The sequence below is a fragment of the Streptomyces sp. Edi4 genome, assembly GCF_040253615.1.
In the GTDB taxonomy this organism is placed as follows: domain Bacteria; phylum Actinomycetota; class Actinomycetes; order Streptomycetales; family Streptomycetaceae; genus Streptomyces.
This window is the reverse complement of sequence record NZ_JBEJGY010000004.1, coordinates 417269-432589: the sequence shown is the minus strand read 5'-3', so window position 1 is coordinate 432589 and position 15321 is coordinate 417269. Positions and strand designations below refer to the sequence as shown.

14 protein-coding genes are annotated in these 15321 nt (G+C 72.1%); 9 read left to right on the top strand and 5 right to left on the bottom strand.

Annotation, left to right across the window (positions count from 1 at the left end):
* Positions 1–70: 70 nt before the first annotated feature.
* On the bottom strand, positions 71–676 hold the full coding sequence (locus ABR738_RS03865; protein ID WP_350228541.1) for a phosphoribosylanthranilate isomerase: 606 nt from the start codon (positions 674–676) through the stop codon (positions 71–73).
* A 266-nt stretch (positions 677–942) separates the two neighbouring features.
* Here ABR738_RS03865 and ABR738_RS03860 point away from each other — a divergent pair, with 266 nt between their 5' ends.
* Positions 943–1803, top strand: a complete 861-nt coding sequence (locus ABR738_RS03860) for a Rieske (2Fe-2S) protein (RefSeq protein WP_350228540.1) — start codon at positions 943–945, stop codon at positions 1801–1803.
* A gap of 85 nt (positions 1804–1888) precedes the next feature.
* Here ABR738_RS03860 and ABR738_RS03855 read toward each other — a convergent pair whose 3' ends face one another.
* Positions 1889–3265, bottom strand: a complete 1377-nt coding sequence (locus ABR738_RS03855) for a lipase family protein (protein ID WP_350228539.1) — start codon at positions 3263–3265, stop codon at positions 1889–1891.
* 479 nt (positions 3266–3744) lie between these two features.
* Between ABR738_RS03855 and ABR738_RS03850 the strand changes: the two genes are divergently transcribed.
* From ABR738_RS03850 to ABR738_RS03825, 6 genes are all read left to right on the top strand, one after another.
* On the top strand, positions 3745–4509 hold the full coding sequence (locus ABR738_RS03850) for a polysaccharide deacetylase family protein (protein WP_350228538.1): 765 nt from the start codon (positions 3745–3747) through the stop codon (positions 4507–4509).
* A gap of 385 nt (positions 4510–4894) precedes the next feature.
* Complete coding sequence (locus tag ABR738_RS03845; RefSeq protein WP_502964206.1) at positions 4895–6499, top strand: PP2C family protein-serine/threonine phosphatase; 1605 nt, start codon at positions 4895–4897, stop codon at positions 6497–6499.
* Positions 6496–7605 carry a cobalamin B12-binding domain-containing protein gene (locus ABR738_RS03840; protein ID WP_350228537.1) on the top strand — a complete coding sequence of 370 codons (1110 nt, stop codon included), beginning with the start codon at positions 6496–6498 and terminating at the stop codon, positions 7603–7605. The genes ABR738_RS03845 and ABR738_RS03840 overlap by 4 nt, the downstream gene beginning before the upstream one ends.
* On the top strand, positions 7602–8033 hold the full coding sequence (locus ABR738_RS03835) for an STAS domain-containing protein (RefSeq protein WP_350228536.1): 432 nt from the start codon (positions 7602–7604) through the stop codon (positions 8031–8033). The genes ABR738_RS03840 and ABR738_RS03835 overlap by 4 nt, the downstream gene beginning before the upstream one ends.
* A 190-nt stretch (positions 8034–8223) precedes the next feature.
* Positions 8224–9813, top strand: coding sequence for a diacylglycerol/lipid kinase family protein (locus ABR738_RS03830; RefSeq protein WP_350228535.1), 1590 nt, complete (start codon positions 8224–8226; stop codon positions 9811–9813).
* A gap of 283 nt (positions 9814–10096) precedes the next feature.
* Positions 10097–10723, top strand: coding sequence for a DUF6629 family protein (locus ABR738_RS03825; protein ID WP_350228534.1), 627 nt, complete (start codon positions 10097–10099; stop codon positions 10721–10723).
* 53 nt (positions 10724–10776) lie between these two features.
* Here the strand turns inward: ABR738_RS03825 and ABR738_RS03820 are convergent, their stop codons facing one another.
* Complete coding sequence (locus ABR738_RS03820) at positions 10777–11049, bottom strand: DUF3253 domain-containing protein (protein ID WP_350228533.1); 273 nt, start codon at positions 11047–11049, stop codon at positions 10777–10779.
* Positions 11050–11167: 118 nt separating this feature from the next.
* Positions 11168–11944 carry a response regulator gene (locus tag ABR738_RS03815; protein ID WP_350228532.1) on the bottom strand — a complete coding sequence of 259 codons (777 nt, stop codon included), beginning with the start codon at positions 11942–11944 and terminating at the stop codon, positions 11168–11170.
* 114 nt (positions 11945–12058) lie between these two features.
* Here ABR738_RS03815 and ABR738_RS03810 point away from each other — a divergent pair, with 114 nt between their 5' ends.
* Both ABR738_RS03810 and ABR738_RS03805 read left to right on the top strand, forming a co-directional pair.
* Positions 12059–13663, top strand: coding sequence for a sensor histidine kinase (locus ABR738_RS03810; RefSeq protein WP_350228531.1), 1605 nt, complete (start codon positions 12059–12061; stop codon positions 13661–13663).
* Entirely contained in the window at positions 13660–14850 is a 1191-nt protein-coding gene (locus ABR738_RS03805; protein ID WP_350228530.1) for a PP2C family protein-serine/threonine phosphatase, read from the top strand. Before ABR738_RS03810 ends, ABR738_RS03805 begins: the two co-directional genes overlap by 4 nt.
* Before the next feature lie 71 nt (positions 14851–14921).
* Here ABR738_RS03805 and ABR738_RS03800 read toward each other — a convergent pair whose 3' ends face one another.
* Complete coding sequence (locus tag ABR738_RS03800) at positions 14922–15260, bottom strand: hypothetical protein (RefSeq protein ID WP_350228529.1); 339 nt, start codon at positions 15258–15260, stop codon at positions 14922–14924.
* Positions 15261–15321: the final 61 nt, after the last annotated feature.

Below are 15321 nucleotides of genomic sequence, written 5' to 3'. Positions count from 1 at the left end.
ATGTTTGTTGCTTCACCCTGCCGTGAAGGGCGGAGAACTTTTTGGATTTGTCCGGAGCGTGGTGGCTCACTCATGCCGAGCGGGCCGCCGCGACGAACGAACGGATCAACTCGCCCGATTTGACGCCGCGTTCGCTCTCCACGCCGCTGGAGACGTCCACGCCCCAGGCTCCGGTGACCTCGGCGGCGTGGCGGACGTTTCCCGGGTGCAGCCCCCCGGCGAGCAGCCAGCGGCCGGCCGGGGCGACGAAGGCAGGGGAGGCCCAGTTCCACGGTGTGCCCGAACCGGGGTCCGGAGCGTCGAGGAGCAGCAGGTCCTCGCCGAAGTCGCCGAGCGTGGCCGGGGTCCCGGTGGCGGCCGTGGCGCGGATCAGGCGGCGCCCCGGTGCCCGCAGCGCCTCGTAGTGCTCCGGCCCCTCGTCCCCGTGCAGCTGAACGGTGTTGATGCCGCTCTCCTCGGTGAGCCGGCGCACCTCGCGCGGCGACTGGCCGCGGAAGACCCCGACCGTGAGGACATGGCTCGGCACACGCGCGGCGAGCTGCCGTGCGGTGGCGGCGTCCACCGTCCGCGCTCCGGAGGCGAAGACGAAGCCGACCGCGTCGGCCCCGGCCTCGGCACAGGTGTCGACGTCCCGCGCGGTCCGCAGGCCGCAGATCTTGACGAAGAGATCGCTCATACCCCGAGTCAACCAGACCCCCCGGGCCCCCTTCGGCGCCGGGAACCCCACCGCCCCGCACCCGTCTACCAGCTCGCCGCCGAACCCACCAGCGGGCGGGGGCCGGTGCGCCGACGGGGCTCGTGTCCGGGTAGAAGTGACCGGCCGGCCGTTTGGCCCCGGCGCGCAGGGGTTAACCGGATCCCATGCGATTCCTGTCAGCGAAGCCGGTGCCGGCCGGGGCGGGCGCCCCGGAACGAGGCGATGGAAAAGGGTGTGATGTCACGTTGCGGTCCCTGGTGAAGGCGCTGGACTCGCTCGGGGAACTCAAGCAGCTGGACAGGTTCACGGCCCCGGTGCGCAAGGCCGTCAAGGCGCTGCCGCTCGGGCCGCACCGCGCCGTCCTCCAGGGCAGGCCGATCGGTCATCCGCTGCATCCCGTACTGGTGCAGGTACCCATCGGCGCGTGGACGTCCGCGGCGGTGCTCGACCTCCTGCCGAGCGGCGGACGCCACGCGCGGCTCCTGGTGGGCATGGGGGTGCTCTCGGCCGTGCCGGCCGCCTGGGCGGGCTGGGTGGACTGGGCCGAGCAGCCCGAGCGACAGTTGCGTACGGGCCTCGTGCACGCGGCGTCGAACGGTGTGGCCATCGGTCTGTACGCAGGCTCCTGGGTGGTGCGGGGCCGGGGGAAGCCGGTGCTCGGCCGGCTGCTCGGGTTCGCGGGACTCACCGCGGCCAGTGTGGGCGGCATGATCGGCGGCCACCTCGCCTTCCGGCAGGCGGTGGGGTCCAACAAGACGGAGCCGGTGGATCACTTGGTCGAGCCGGGCTGGCATCCGGTGGGCAGCGTCACGGAGTTCTCCGAAGGAGAAGGGGCCCGGCGGATGCTGGGAGAGGTTCCGCTGCTGGTGGTGAGGGAGCCGGACGGCGCCTTCCATGTGCTGGTCGACCGGTGCAGCCACATGGCGGGGCCCCTGTCGCAGGGAAAGGTCGCCGCCGGGTGCGTGGAGTGCCCCTGGCACGGCAGCGTCTTCCGCCTGGCCGACGGCCACAACGTCGGTGGCCCGGCGACCGCGCCCCAGCCCGTCTTCGAGACCCGGCTGACCCACGACGGCATTCTGGAGGTCAGGCTGCCGGAGGCGGTCTGAGCCCGCCCGGACGTCGACGGGCGCGTGCGCCACGCCCGCTCGCGCCACGGGTTGTGCCCGGGCGCGCGCGGGACGTGGCGTGCCGTCAGGAGGTCCGGGCCGGCTTCTCGGGCGCGAGCGAGTTGCCCGCGGGGATGCGGCCGCAGTCGGAGGGCGCGGCCCGGCCGGCGAAGCGGTCGTTCAGCCAGCCCAGGGCCTGGGGAGCCCACGGGACGATGGCGCCGACATGGCTGAACGCCCCGTACTGCTGGAACTTGACCGACTTGTTGCCGGTGTCGCAGTACTGCCGCGCCAGCGTGCGCACGTCTCCGGCGACCATGACCCCGTCGCCGGTGCCGATGCCCGGCAGGTTGCTGAAGGTGCCTTCGAGGACGCCGCCGTTGCCCTGGGCGATGAAGGCGGGAACGGTCGGCGTGGCGGCGGAGCCCAGGTTGAGCCTGTTGACGGCCTGAAGGAACTCGGGCACGGAGTTGGGATCGGCGTACTCGGGCTTCGCCATCTTCTTCCACGTCAGACCCGGGTACTGACCCAGGGCGTTGACGATCGACCCGTGTTCGAGCTTGCCGTACACACTGAGACCGTACGGGCTCAGATACGGCTTGAGGTCGATGCCGAACGAGCGTGATACGCCGATGATGGCCATGGGGATGACGCCGGCCCAAACGACGCTGCCGTCCACGTACTTGAGGTTGTGCGCCGGGTCGACGAGCAGACCGCCCTCGGTGTAACCCACCAGTCTGCGGTTGATGTCCGGCGCGTAGGCGGGCGCCATGGTGGCGGCCCACTGGGTCGCGATGGCGCCGCCCGAGTAGCCGATCAGGCCGAAGCGGGTCTCGGCGTTCATGCCGGTCTCAGAGGAATTGCCGACGGCCCGGAGCGAGTCGAGGGTGGTGGTGCCGTACTCAGGACCTGCCGCGAAGTCGGCGCTCTGGCCCTCGGTGTCCGGGACGATAACGTCGTAGCCCTGGAGCAGGAACGGCACCAGGACCAGGGATTCGGCGTTGGGAAGTACGCCGCCGAGGCTGACGTTGCCCGCGATCGCCCGGGACGGCGCGTCACCGGGACTGAGGGAGTCGTAGGCCGACTGGTAGGAGACGGCCTTGGTGCCGTCGCTTCCCACCCCGCGCACCACCGAGGTCACGCCGACGGAGGGCCGGCCCTGTGCGTCGGTGGTGCGGAAGAGGAGTTGAACTGCCTTGACCGGCGTGGGGATACCGAGCACGTGGTACTGGAGCGTTCGGGTCTTGAGTACGGTGCCGGGTGCGAACGACGACAGCGGTTCACTGCCGTCGTAGGCGTAGAACGCGTCACTTGACGCCCCCGCCGCCTTCGCGGCCACGGACGGGGCGGAGGGGCTGGTGGGGGCGGCGGGGGCGGCCGCGGCGGTCGCGGCCGGAAGGGCGGCGAGGGTGAGGGCCGTGATGGCCACGGTCGCCAGGTGTCGTACGGCGGGTGTGTGCATGAATACCTCGGCTCGCTGGTTGAACCACGGGGATGAGCGACGCACGTGTTACTGGGGGTAACGGCGTTGTAAGTTACCAAGAGGTAGCCCTGTTGCACAGGGATGTGGCAGGAGTTTGTGGTTTACCAGGCGCGGGAGAGGTGTGGCGCGGAGCGCGCCGATGGGGTTGAGGGGGTGTACGGGTGCGGACCGGTCGTGGGGCGTACGGGTGTGGCGGCCCGGACCGGGCATGGGGTCACCGCGCCGGAGGGGTGCCGGTCGCGGCCTCTCGGGGTGGCACGAATTCCCGGGCGAATGACGTGGTCTGAGATTCGGTCAATTCGCCGCATTTCTGGCATTGTTGATCGTTGTTGTCCGTGAGTGCTCACGAGATTGTCCGTGGTTGGTAACGGAGGCATCCCCCGGCCCGGGTGGCTCGTCCTGTGGGGTGGTCGGACGGCGACCGGGTTCGGTGAGGGACTGCGGGAAAGGGGCGGGTCATGGCACGGCACGTCGGTGGGCGGGGCTGGTACGGCAAGGTAACCGGGGCGGCGGTCGGGGTGACACTGCTCGCGACGGGCGCTTCGGTGTGGTCGGCGCAGGCCGGCACCGCGGACACCCCCTCTTCCAAGGGGACCGCGTCGGCCGCGGCCGCGAACCCCGTGGAGGAGACCATCGCCCACTCCTCGGACGCGGGGCCGCACGGCGTCAACATCACCATCGACGACGGCCCCGACCCCACCTGGACCCCCCAAGTCCTCGACGTACTGCGGGAGTACGGGGTGAAGGCCACGTTCTGCATGGTGGGGACACAGGCCAAGGCCCACCCCGACCTCGTGAAGAAGGTCGTCGCCGCAGGGCACCGGCTGTGCGACCACACGGTCTCGCACGACACCGCCATGGACAAGAAGCCCGAGGCGTACCAGTCGCAGCAGATCCTGGACGCCGAAGACATGATCACCAAGGCGTCGGGCGGGGTGCGGCCGATGTACTACCGGGCGCCCGGCGGGGCCTTCACCCCCTACAGTCGTCACCTCGCCGCCTCCCGGGGCATGCGTCCGCTGGGCTGGAACGTGGACAGCAAGGACTTCGAGCGGCCCGGTACGGACGCCATCGTGGCCACCGTCGAGCGCGAACTGCCCAGCGGGCCGACGGTCCTGTTCCACGACGCGGGCGGCGACCGCGCTCAGACCCTTCAGGCCCTGCGCCGCCTGCTTCCCCGACTCAAGTCGCAGGGGCACACGTTCGGGTTCCCGGTGCACTGAGCCCCGCGCGCCGGACCTGGTTCACGTGAGGGGTGTCTCGCCGGAGGGCCTGACACCCGGCCCGGGTGTCCGCGACGCGCGCGATTTCGTGGGGCTCCGCGCCCGGCAGCCGGGGGCGCCGGGTGGTCATCTCCCCTCTCGCCGTGGACTGTTGGCAGGGGGCCGTCGCGGCAGCGGAATCGCGGCCGCCGGCCGTCCGGTTTGCGGGGTAATGGGGTGCCTTGCTGATGGCGGGCGTGGTTGTCAAGGGTCGGAGAATGGGGGATGGTTGCCGGACGGCAACGTTTCCTATGAGGGTGTGAGGTGAGGGGTTCGCACAGCGGATCCTGGACAATTGAGGTCTTCCACCGGCGCGGCAACCGACGTCGACACGAGCAGTGGGTCCCTGTGGAGCAGGGCTCCCTATCCCGTCCTGATAGCTGACCTGCACGGCCTGATCGTCCTGGTCAACGAGGCGGCGGGCGAGGTCCTGCCCGAGGCGCGGCCCGGTGTGCGGCTGGCCGACGCGGTTCCGTCCTGGCTGGCGTCGGCACACGCGGCGCTGCGCGTGCCCCGGCAGGGCGACGGCGAGGGCCCCGCTGTGCGGTCCGGGTCCGTGGGCGACCGGGTCTTCGAGGCGCACCCCACGGTGGAGGACGCCGGCACCGTACTGTGGTGGCTCGTCGACGCCACCGACCACCGCCTGGCGCAGGAAGCGCTGCGCCGGGAGCGCGAGCGGACCGCGTTCCTCGGCAAGGCGTCCAACCTGCTGCTGTCCTCGCTGAATCTGAACCGCTGCACGCACGTCACCGCGCAGATGGCCGCCGAACACCTCGCCGACGCGGCGATCGTCGTCGCCCCCGTGCGCGGCGCCCGGCTGCCCCTCGTGTCGTGTCTGCGCGACGGCGCCCCCCTCGCGTCCGTCGCCGACGTGGATCCCGAGACGGTGCCCGGCCTCGCCGAGGCGCTGCAAGGGTTCCCGCCGGTGCCCACGCGCTGGGTCGAACCCTCCACCGTCCCCGACTGGGTGCTCCCCGAGGGGTTCGGGCCCCCAGGATCGATAGTGGTCACCCCGCTGCCCGGACACGGCGTACCGGCCGGAGCGCTGATCCTGCTGCGCCGCGCGGGAAGTGCCGGGTTCACCCCCGAGGAAGAGGTCTTCGCGCGGCTGTTCGCGGCCCGGGCCGGAGCGGCGATGTCGGCCGCCCGGCTGTACGCGGACCAGTCCGCCATCACCGACGTCCTGATGCGCGAGCTGCTTCCGCCTTCCCTGCATCAGGTGTCCGGCGTGGACTTCGCGGGCGGCTACCGCCCGTCGGAGGACCACGAGCGGATCGGCGGGGACTTCTACGACGTCCACCCCGCCATCAACGAGGGCGCCCCCTCGCTCGTGGTGCTGGGCGACGTGTGCGGCAAGGGTCTGGAAGCGGCGGTCCTGACCGGGAAGATCCGCAACACCCTGCACGCCCTGCTGCCGCTGGCCGACGACCACCAGCGCATGCTCGGCCTGCTGAACATGGCGCTCCTGAACTCCCATCACACCCGCTTCGCCACGCTCGTCCTGGCCTCGGCCGTACGCGAGGGAGGCTCGGTCCGGATGCGGGTCACCAGCGCGGGCCATCCCGCCCCCATGATCGTGCGCGCCACCGGGGAGGTCGAGGAGGCCGACACCCGGGGCACGTTGATCGGCGCGATGCCCGATGTGCGGGCGGAGTCGGCGGAGTTGTCCCTGGCGCCGGGGGAGACGTGCGTTCTGTACACGGACGGATTCACCGAAGCCCGGGGCGGCCCCATGGGGGACGCCATGTTCGGCGAGGAGCGGCTGCGGCGTGTCCTGGCCGAATGCGCGGGCATGCCCGCGGAGAGCATCGTGGAGCGGGTCCAGATGGTCGCCTCCCACTGGGTCGGCAACGGGCGCCACGACGACATGGCGGTCGTGGCCGTCTCGGCGCCCCGCAACCACCACCTGAGCGCGGTGAACGGCCACACACGGGGCAGGTTCACCGCATGACAACCGAACTCCGCACGGCGCCTCCGGACACGGCACCGCTGGACACGGCGCCCTTGGCCGAGGCGCTGTGGGAAGCCGTCTTCGCGGGCGACGAGTACACGGCGACCGGCCTCGTGCAGGGGGCACTGGACGAGGGGTACGACCCGGAGTGCGTCCTGCTCGACGTGATCGCCCCGGTCCAGGCCAAGGTCGGCGAGGAGTGGGCGGCCAACCGGATGAGCGTCGCCCAGGAGCACGCGGCGACCGCCATCAACGACCGTGCCGTGGCCGCGCTCTCGACGCATCCGGCGGCCCGCGCCATCACCGAACGCGGGCGGATCACCGTGGCCTGCGTGGACGGCGAGTGGCACGCGCTGCCCGCCCGGCTCCTCGCCGAGGTGCTGCGGCTGCGCGGCTGGCGAGTCGACTACCTGGGCGCCCAGGTCCCGGTGTCCCACCTCGTCGCGCATCTGCACCGCACCGGGCCGGAACTCGTCGCGCTCTCCAGTTCCATCGCGACCCGGCTGCCCACGGCCCACGCCACGATCACCGCCTGCCAGGCCACGGGCGTACCCGTCCTGGTCGGCGGCGCGGCCTTCGGGCCCGGCGGACGCTACGCAAGGCTGCTCGGCGCGGACGCCTGGGCCGGGGACGCCCGCTCGGCCGCCGACCACATCGAAAAGGGCCCGCTCGCCCGGCCGCACCCCGACCGCCGGCAACTGGACGACCTGCCGCACCTGGAGGACCAGGAGTACACATTGGTCACGCGGACGAGAACGACCCTCGTACGCGCCGTGCTGCGCGGCCTCGAAGAGGCGTTCCCGGCCGTCCGCCAGTACAGCGACCTCCAGCGCGAACGCACCGCGGAGGACCTGGCCCACATCGTGGACTTCCTCGCCACCGCGCTCTACCTCGACGACGCCGACCTCTTCACCGGCTTCCTCACCTGGACCGCCGCCATCCTCGCCGCACGCGGTGTGCCCGCCCAGAGCCTGCCGCCCGCCCTGGTTCTCCTGGCCGAAGAGCTCAAGGACTTCCCGCGCGCGAGACGTGTGCTCCGACAGGGCACCGACCGGCTCGCCGGTCCTTTCGCCGTTCCCTCCGCCCCCGCCAGGAACCATCCGTGAGTACCTACCCCTCGAGTCACCTCAGGCTGACGGCCGAGGACACCGAGACCACCGTGCGCATAGAGCTGCGCGGCGACCTCGACTACGACAACGCCGACATCCTCCTTGACGCCGTCACCGAGAAGCTGCGCGAACGGCCCCGCCTGCGTGACCTGCACCTGGGCTGCGCGGGCCTCGGCTCCGTCGACTCGACGGGACTCTCCATCCTGCTGATGATCCGCCGCCGCACCGACGCGGCACAGGTCTGCCTGCACCTGGAGGACCGCACTGCGGCGCTCGACCGACTCCTGGCGATCACGGGGAGCCTGGACTACCTCACCGGGGACGCCACCCGTGGCGTACACGAGACCTCCGGCCCGGGAGAATCCCGGGCGGACACGGAGGAAGCCCTGCCGGCCCGCCCCACCGGACCGGACAGCCGTGCCTGACCGGATCCGAGGCATCGGGCCACTGACCCTGGCGATCGAGGCCATGCCGCGGGAGGACCGCGGGGCGCCGGCCACCGGGCTCGCCGCACCGCGGAGCGCCATCACCGCCCCCGGTAGGGTGGGCCAATGACGCGGCCCGGCCCCGTCGTCCCACGCGACCAACCCCTAGCTGTAGAGGTGTGACCAGCGCATGAAGCGACTCGGACGGCTGCGCACGGTGCTTGGACGCACGGCGCCTTCCGGCTTGGGCGACCGCCTGGGCGCCGCCCTCACCAGGTCAACTCCCCGGCAGGGGAGCTCCGTTGCCCATCTCGTGCGCAAGGCGGCCGAGCACGATGCCGTCTGGCTGGGCGCCGCCGCCGTCCTCGGGGCCTCGGGCGGACGCGGCGCGCGCAGGGCGGCGCTCCGCGGCGTCGGCTCGGTGGCGATCGTCGCCGCGATCAACCACGCCCTTGCGAAGCCGGCCGCCCGCAGTTCCCGGCCCGTCCTGGACGCCCTGCCCGGCGTGTTTCCCCGCCCGAGCACCGCTTCCCTGCCTTCCAGCACGATGGCCTCGGCCGCCGCCTTCGCGTCGGGAGTCGTCCTGGAGTCGCCCCGGTACGGCCTGGCCGCGCTGCCGTTCGCGACCGGCCTCGCCTATGTCCGCGCCAGGGGCAGCCTCGATCACCGGCGCCGCGCGGCCGCCGGGGCGCTCGTCGGGATCGGCGCCGCGCTCCTTACGTGCCGGTGGTGGCCGGTGAAACCGCAGGCGGCGGCCGCCGCCGCTCCTCCGCGCAGGCCGGCGCCCGCGCTCAAGGAGGGCAAGGGCCTCCAACTGGTGGTCAACCCGTCCTCGGGTGTCGCCTGGTCCAAGGACACCGTCGAGACGCTGCGCGCCCTGCTGCCGGAGGCGGTCATCACCCTCTTCGAACCGGGTGACGACCTGCTGGCCCTGCTCGACGAGGCGGCCGCACGCGCGGCCGCTGAGGGCGGGGCGCTCGGCGTGTGCGGGGGCGACGGCACGGTCAACGCGGGCAGCGCCACGGCCGCCCGCCACCGTGTGCCGCTCGCCGTCTTCCCCGGCGGCACGTTCAACCACTTCGCCGTGGACCTCGGCAACCAGACCATGGAGGACGTGGCCCGCGCGATCCGGGCGGGTGACGCGGTGAGTGCCGACGTGGGCCGCGCCTGCTCGCCCGCGCGTCCCGGCACGGCCCCCGGCACGGAAGCGCCGACGGAGAAGTCCGCGAGTCCGGCCGAGGCGTCCCCGGGCGAAGGTGAGCAGCAGCTCTTCCTCAACACCTTCAGCATCGGGGTGTACTCGGAGCTCGTCCATGCCAGGGAGCGCCTGGAGAAGCGCATCGGCAAGTGGCCCGCGCTCGTCGTGGGCCTCGCGAAGGTCCTCGCCACCGGCAGCCCGCTCTCGGTCGTCATCAACGGCCGCCCCCGCCGCATCTGGCTGCTCTTCGCGGGCAACGGGATCTACCATCCCGCCGGATTCGCCCCCACCTACCGCACCCAGCTCGACGACGGGCTCCTCGACGTACGCGCGGTGGAGGCCGGCACCCCGCTGGCCCGAACCCGGCTGCTGCTCGCCGTCCTGACCGGCACCCTGCACAGCTCCCGGGTGCTGACGACGGCTCAGGTGCGCCGGCTCGACCTCGAAGTCCTGGAGGGCGAGCCGCACTTCGCATACGACGGCGAGGTGACCGACGCCACCTATCGGCATCTGATACTCGACAAGCTGCCCCAGGCGGTCACCCTCTACCGCCCCGCCGACCAGGACCAGTGGCTGCGCTGAGCGCGAGCGGACTCGCGGCGCCCGGGCCTGCGGTGTCGCGCAGCTCACACGCATGAGGGCAGCTCACACGCATGAGGTGAGAAAGCGGGGGCACAAGGACGTCACGGTCCGCGCGGCCGGGGCTCCCCCCTCCCCGACCCGGACTCGCGTGCCCCGCCATCCCCTTCCCCCCGGGGATGCGCGGGGCCGCCGTATGTCCGGCCCACGCCGACCGCGTGTGACCCCCGCCCCGTCCGGGCTGTCCGGCGGGCCCGCTGAGCGGACCGGTCGTAGTGTTCCTGTCATGTGCTGGAGTGCGACGGCCGACCTGGTGGCGGGCGCGGGTATCGCGATCATGGGAGTCGCCGCCGTGGGTTCGGCGGCCGGCCGCCCCGGCGATGTGCCGCTCGCCGCGCTGCCCCTGGTCCTCGGGGCGCACCAGATCGTCGAGGCCGCCGTCTGGCACCACGGGGGTGGCCCGGGGCCCGCCACACTTCTCTGGGCGGTCATCGCGCTGCCCCTGCTGGCACTGTGGGTGCCGACGGCGGTGCTGTGCGCGGCGCCGCCAACTGCCCGGCGCCGTCTGCTCGTTCCGCTGGCGAGCGGGATCGCGACCAGTGCGGTGCTCGCACACGCGCTGGCGACGCGCACCGTGACGGCCGAGATCCGCGGTCACACGGTCGGATACTCCCTCGGCCTTCCAGCGGCCGGATTCGTCGTCATCGGGTACCTGCTCGCCACCATCGGCTCCCTGCTGCTGTCCGGTGACCGGGGCCTGGTGGCGTTCGGCGTCCTGGTCGCCGTTGGGGCCGCGGTGTCCTTCGGCCTGTGGCGCCAGGAGTACGTCTCGACCTGGTGCGCCTGGGCCGCGCTGTGTTCGGTCGTCCTGCTGCTCCGGTTCAGGAGGCGCCGTCCGGCCCCCGCGCCTTGACGGGCCCGGCGCCTTGACGGACCGGGCGCCGGGGACGTCGAGGGGGGCGCGGGTCAGTGGGGGCGGCGGATACGGATCGGGCCACGGGCCGTCGCCGGTTCGACCGCCCGGCCCGACTGGGTGACCTCCACCTCGCCGGCGTCCACCAGCCGCCGGGCGGCTCGACGGACCGGTTCCATCAGCGCGCGCCAGCCGTCGTCGTCGCCGTCGTAGACCGCCCGCGCGACATCGGACGGGCAGATCGACGAGGCAGGGTCACGGGAGTCAAGGAGCTCCAGGATGGCCCGTTCCAGACGCTGGTCCCTCTGTCGTCCGGTGTCCGTCACGGTGCCAGTGTCACCCCGGCGGCCGTGCGGCACGTGTGGACCGCCGCCGAGCGGGCGAGCGCGTCCCGACGCCCGAAGGCGTCCGCGCCCGGCGGCCCCCCACGTCGTGGCGGGCCGCTCAGGTGGTGTGGGGCGGGCGGGTGGCGGTCTCCAGGTAGAAGGCGTCGATGCTCTGGACCGCCTGCTCGAACTCCTCCAGGTTGACCGGCTTGGTCACATAGGCGTTGGCGTGGCTGGTGTAGGCACCCGCGACGTCGTCGGGGGCGGCGGAGGTGGTGAGCACGACGACGGGGATGGTCTGGAGGTCCTCGTCGGTCTTGAGGACCCGGAGCAGTTCCCGGCCATTCATGCGCGGCATGTTGAGGTCGAGGACGATGAGATCGGGGCGGACGCTGTCCGGGGCCCGCAGGTGCTCCAGAGCGGCCACGCCGTCGGTGACCCGCACCAGGTTGCGGGCCCCGCGCTGGGAGAGGGCTTCCTCGATCAGCATGGCATCGGCGATGTCGTCCTCGACGAGCAGCACGGCGCTGGGGTGGGCGGGAACGGTATTCATCGGTTGCTCCGTAGGTGCTTCAGAGGAGTGGTGGAACAGTCCCGGCCAGCGCCGTCGGGCGCCCTGGCGGGTGAGGCCGCTTGCTTCGCCGATCTGGGGGTACCCGGCACCCGCGCGCGCCGCGTCCCGGGCCGCGGACCGCTGGAGCCGTTCGGCCGAGCGCTGAAGCTGGACGAGGACGTGCAGCAGCGTCAGCTCGGGCACCGAACCATCGGTGCCCGGATGCCGGGGGTCCTCCAGCAGCCGCCGGGCGATGCGCCGCGCGAGGTCGCCGACCGCCACGTCCGTGGCCTCGGCCGTCTCCTGCGGAGTGTTCCGCAGCGCGAAGTTCTTGCCAGGCATACCCGGCAGCCTAGGCCCCCACCCGACCCCGCGACAACATTCGTTGTCGAAGAGCCTCTACAGTATGCGCGGCGCTGATTCCAAGTGTCACAGGGCGGAGGCGGAGGTTCGGAGATGGCCGGCGAAGAGACGCTGTCGCGCGCGCGAGGATTGTCCGCGTGGACGACTTCGCGATGGCTGCGCGTGGGCGTGGCCGTGTCCTTGACGGTTCTCACCGTGCTGGGCGTGACCGGAGCCTGGGTTCTGGGGCGTACCGCGTCGCTCAGCGACGACCTCGTGGACGCGAAGTCCCAGGCGGTGACCACCGCGGTCCATCTGGAGTCGGCCCTGCTCAACCAGGAGACCGGCATCCGCGGGTACGGACTCACCGGAAACCCCGAATTCCTCACGCCCTACCGACAGGGTGTCGCCGAGCAGACGGCCGACACCACGCGCCTGTCGCAGACGCTCAAGGAAGACCCCGAAGGCCTCGCCGATCTGCGCAGGGTGCGGGACGCGGTGGAGAAGTGGCAGGCCAGGTTCGCCCGGCCGATCGCGGCGGCCCCGGCGGGGGCGCCGTCGCCGCTGGCCGCCGAGCGCGCGACGGAAGGCAAGGCCTCCTTCGACCAGCTGCGCAGCGCCCTGACCCACCAGCAGGAGCGGCTGCGGAGCGAGCAGAGCCAGGCACGCGACAGCCTGGCGGCCACGATGCGGCTGCGCAACTGGGTGTTCGCCGCGATCGCGGTGGTCATCCTGGCGCTCGCGGGTCTGGTCTTCGAGGGCCTGCGCCGCGGCATCACGCAACCGCTCAGCCGGCTCGGGGCCGACGCCCGCGCGATCTCCGAGGGCGACTTCAACCGCCCCATCACCCCGACGGGCCCCGCTGACCTGCGGCGCCTGAGCGGAGAGATCGACGTCATGCGCCGGCGGCTCGTCCAGGAACTCGACGTCAGCGAGGAATCACGCCGCCTCCTCGACGCGCAGACCGCGGACCTTCAGCGTTCCAACTCCGAGCTCGAACAGTTCGCGTACGTCGCCTCGCACGATCTCCAGGAGCCGCTGCGCAAGGTCTCCAGTTTCACCCAGCTGCTCCAGCGCAGGTACGCGGGTCAGCTGGACGACAAGGCGGACCAGTACATCGCCTTCGCGGTCGACGGCGCGAACCGCATGCAGGTCCTCATCAACGACCTCCTCGACTTCTCCCGCGTGGGCCGGGTCCACCACGCCCACCAGAGCGTCGACCTCGACTCCGTCATGGAACAGACCCTGTCCGCCCTGAGCGTGAGCATCGAGGAGACGGGCGCGCAGATCACGAGCGACGACCTGCCGAGCCTGGTCGCCGATCCCACGCAGATGGGCATGCTGTGGCAGAACCTGATCGGCAACGCCGTCAAGTTCCGCCGCCCGGGCCAGCAGCCGCACATCCATGTGACGGCGGACCGGGAGGGGCCGCTGTGGCGCTTCACCGTCACCGACGACGGCATCGGCATCGAGCCCGAGTACGCGGAGAAGGTGTTCGTCATCTTCCAGCGGCTGCACACCAAGGACGTCTACAGCGGCAGTGGCATCGGCCTCGCGATGTGCAAGAAGATCGTCGAGTTCCACGGGGGTACCATCGCGGTCGACCCGGAATACACCGGTGGCACCCGCATCACCTTCACCCTGGCCGACGCGCCCGAGGGGAGCGAGGACGCGGCGGCCACTGTGACAGACCTCGACCACGCGGAGCCCACGACATGATCACAGCGTCGGGGACCCCGCACACGAGACCGGCCGAAACGGTCTACCGCGTCCTGTTGATCGAGGACGACGAGGGCGACGCCCTGCTGGTGGAGGAGTTGCTCCACGACACCGGGCTGCGCTTCGAACTCACCACCTGTAGCAGTCTCGCCGAGGCCCGCACCCAGCTCGCCCCGGCGCTCATCGACTGCATCCTGCTCGACCTGCACCTGCCGGACGTCTCGGGCACCAACGCGGTCACCGCCGTCCGCGGCCTCGCCCCGCACACCGCGGTGATCGTCCTGACCGGCCTTTCCGAGTCCCAGGCGGGCCCGGAGGCCATGGCCGCCGGCGCCCAGGACTACCTCGTCAAGGGAAAGGTCGAAGCGGACCTGCTGCGCCGCACCCTGCGGTACGCCGTCTACCGGAGCCAGACCGAACGCGCCAGCGCCGAGGCGCAGGCCGCCCGGCTGCGCGCCGAGGAGAACGCCCGCCTGGAGCGCGGCCTGCTGCCCCAGCCGATCCTGGACACCTCCACCGTCACGGTCACCTCCCGCTATCTGCCGGGCGGCGAGCTGACCCTGCTCGGCGGCGACTTCCTGGACGTCGTGGAGTGCGACGACGGGCTCTTGCGTGCTGTCGTCGGCGACGTCAGCGGCCACGGCCCCGACGCAGCCGCCCTCGGCGTCTGCCTGCGCATCGCCTGGCGTTCGCTGGTGCTCGGCGGACACCGGGGCCCGGATCTGCTGCACCTGATGGAGCGCATCCTGATCGCCGAGCGCGGCAGCCACACCCTGTTCGCCACCTGCGCCCTGCTCACCCTCGACGAGAAGGCCCGCACCGCCACCCTGCACCTCGCCGGACACCACGAGCCGCTGCTCACCACGCCGGAAGGCACCCGCGAGGTGGCCGCCGAGCTCGGCATCGCCCTGGGCATCGCCCCCGAGGTACGCAGCTGGGCGGCCACGGTCATCCCGCTTCCCGAGTCCGGTGCCCTGACCCTCTACACCGACGGCCTCACCGAAGGGCACAACGGAACGGCGGACGGACGCCTGGGCGTCGAGGGGCTGCTCAGCCTGATAGACCAGCTCCCGCCGACCGACCCCGCCGCGCACGTGGACCGGCTCATCAAGGAGACCCACGCGCTCAACGCGGGACGCCACTCCGACGACCTCGCCGTACTCCGTCTCGACTGGGGGGCCGGCTGAGGAACCGGCGGCCGGCCGAGGAGCGGGGGAGCGCGGACCCGGCCGTCACGCCGGTGCGCACTCCGGCTTCCTCACCCGGCGGCCATGTCCGGCCCGGGAAGCAGGGTCTCGTCGAGGTGATAGCCGAGTTCCCGAAGGCCGCGCGCGATGGCCACCGCCTTGCGGTGCAGCTCCGCGCGTTGCGGGGAGGGCTCCGTCTTCTCGACCGGACCCGCCCCGGGGTCGGGCGGAGGTGGAGTGGCGTCCTGCACGGCGTCCCACGCTTCCCGTGCGACGCACTCGGCGACATGGTCGTCGGCCTCCGCTCCGGCCGAGCGCGCCGACGTACGGCTCAGATAGGCGTCGATCGCGGCGCGCGCCTCTTGGACATCGGCCGATTCGGGTCCGCCGTGTTCCGGCTCTGTGGTCATGGGACGCAACGTAACGCCGGGTCTGGGGACGGCGACGTGTACACGCCCGAGCCCATTGGCC

What these genes read in the sequence shown, in the direction of transcription:
- ABR738_RS03865 (WP_350228541.1), bottom strand. Translation starts at nt 676, where the DNA reads ATGAGCGATCTCTTCGTCAAGATCTGCGGCCTGCGGACCGCGCGGGAC.
- ABR738_RS03855 (WP_350228539.1), bottom strand. Translation starts at nt 3,265, where the DNA reads ATGCACACACCCGCCGTACGACACCTGGCGACCGTGGCCATCACGGCC.
- ABR738_RS03850 (WP_350228538.1), top strand. Translation starts at nt 3,745, where the DNA reads ATGGCACGGCACGTCGGTGGGCGGGGCTGGTACGGCAAGGTAACCGGG.
- ABR738_RS03840 (WP_350228537.1), top strand. Translation starts at nt 6,496, where the DNA reads ATGACAACCGAACTCCGCACGGCGCCTCCGGACACGGCACCGCTGGAC.
- ABR738_RS03830 (WP_350228535.1), top strand. Translation starts at nt 8,224, where the DNA reads ATGAAGCGACTCGGACGGCTGCGCACGGTGCTTGGACGCACGGCGCCT.
- ABR738_RS03825 (WP_350228534.1), top strand. Translation starts at nt 10,097, where the DNA reads ATGTGCTGGAGTGCGACGGCCGACCTGGTGGCGGGCGCGGGTATCGCG.
- ABR738_RS03815 (WP_350228532.1), bottom strand. Translation starts at nt 11,944, where the DNA reads ATGCCTGGCAAGAACTTCGCGCTGCGGAACACTCCGCAGGAGACGGCC.
- ABR738_RS03810 (WP_350228531.1), top strand. Translation starts at nt 12,059, where the DNA reads ATGGCCGGCGAAGAGACGCTGTCGCGCGCGCGAGGATTGTCCGCGTGG.
- ABR738_RS03805 (WP_350228530.1), top strand. Translation starts at nt 13,660, where the DNA reads ATGATCACAGCGTCGGGGACCCCGCACACGAGACCGGCCGAAACGGTC.
- ABR738_RS03800 (WP_350228529.1), bottom strand. Translation starts at nt 15,260, where the DNA reads ATGACCACAGAGCCGGAACACGGCGGACCCGAATCGGCCGATGTCCAA.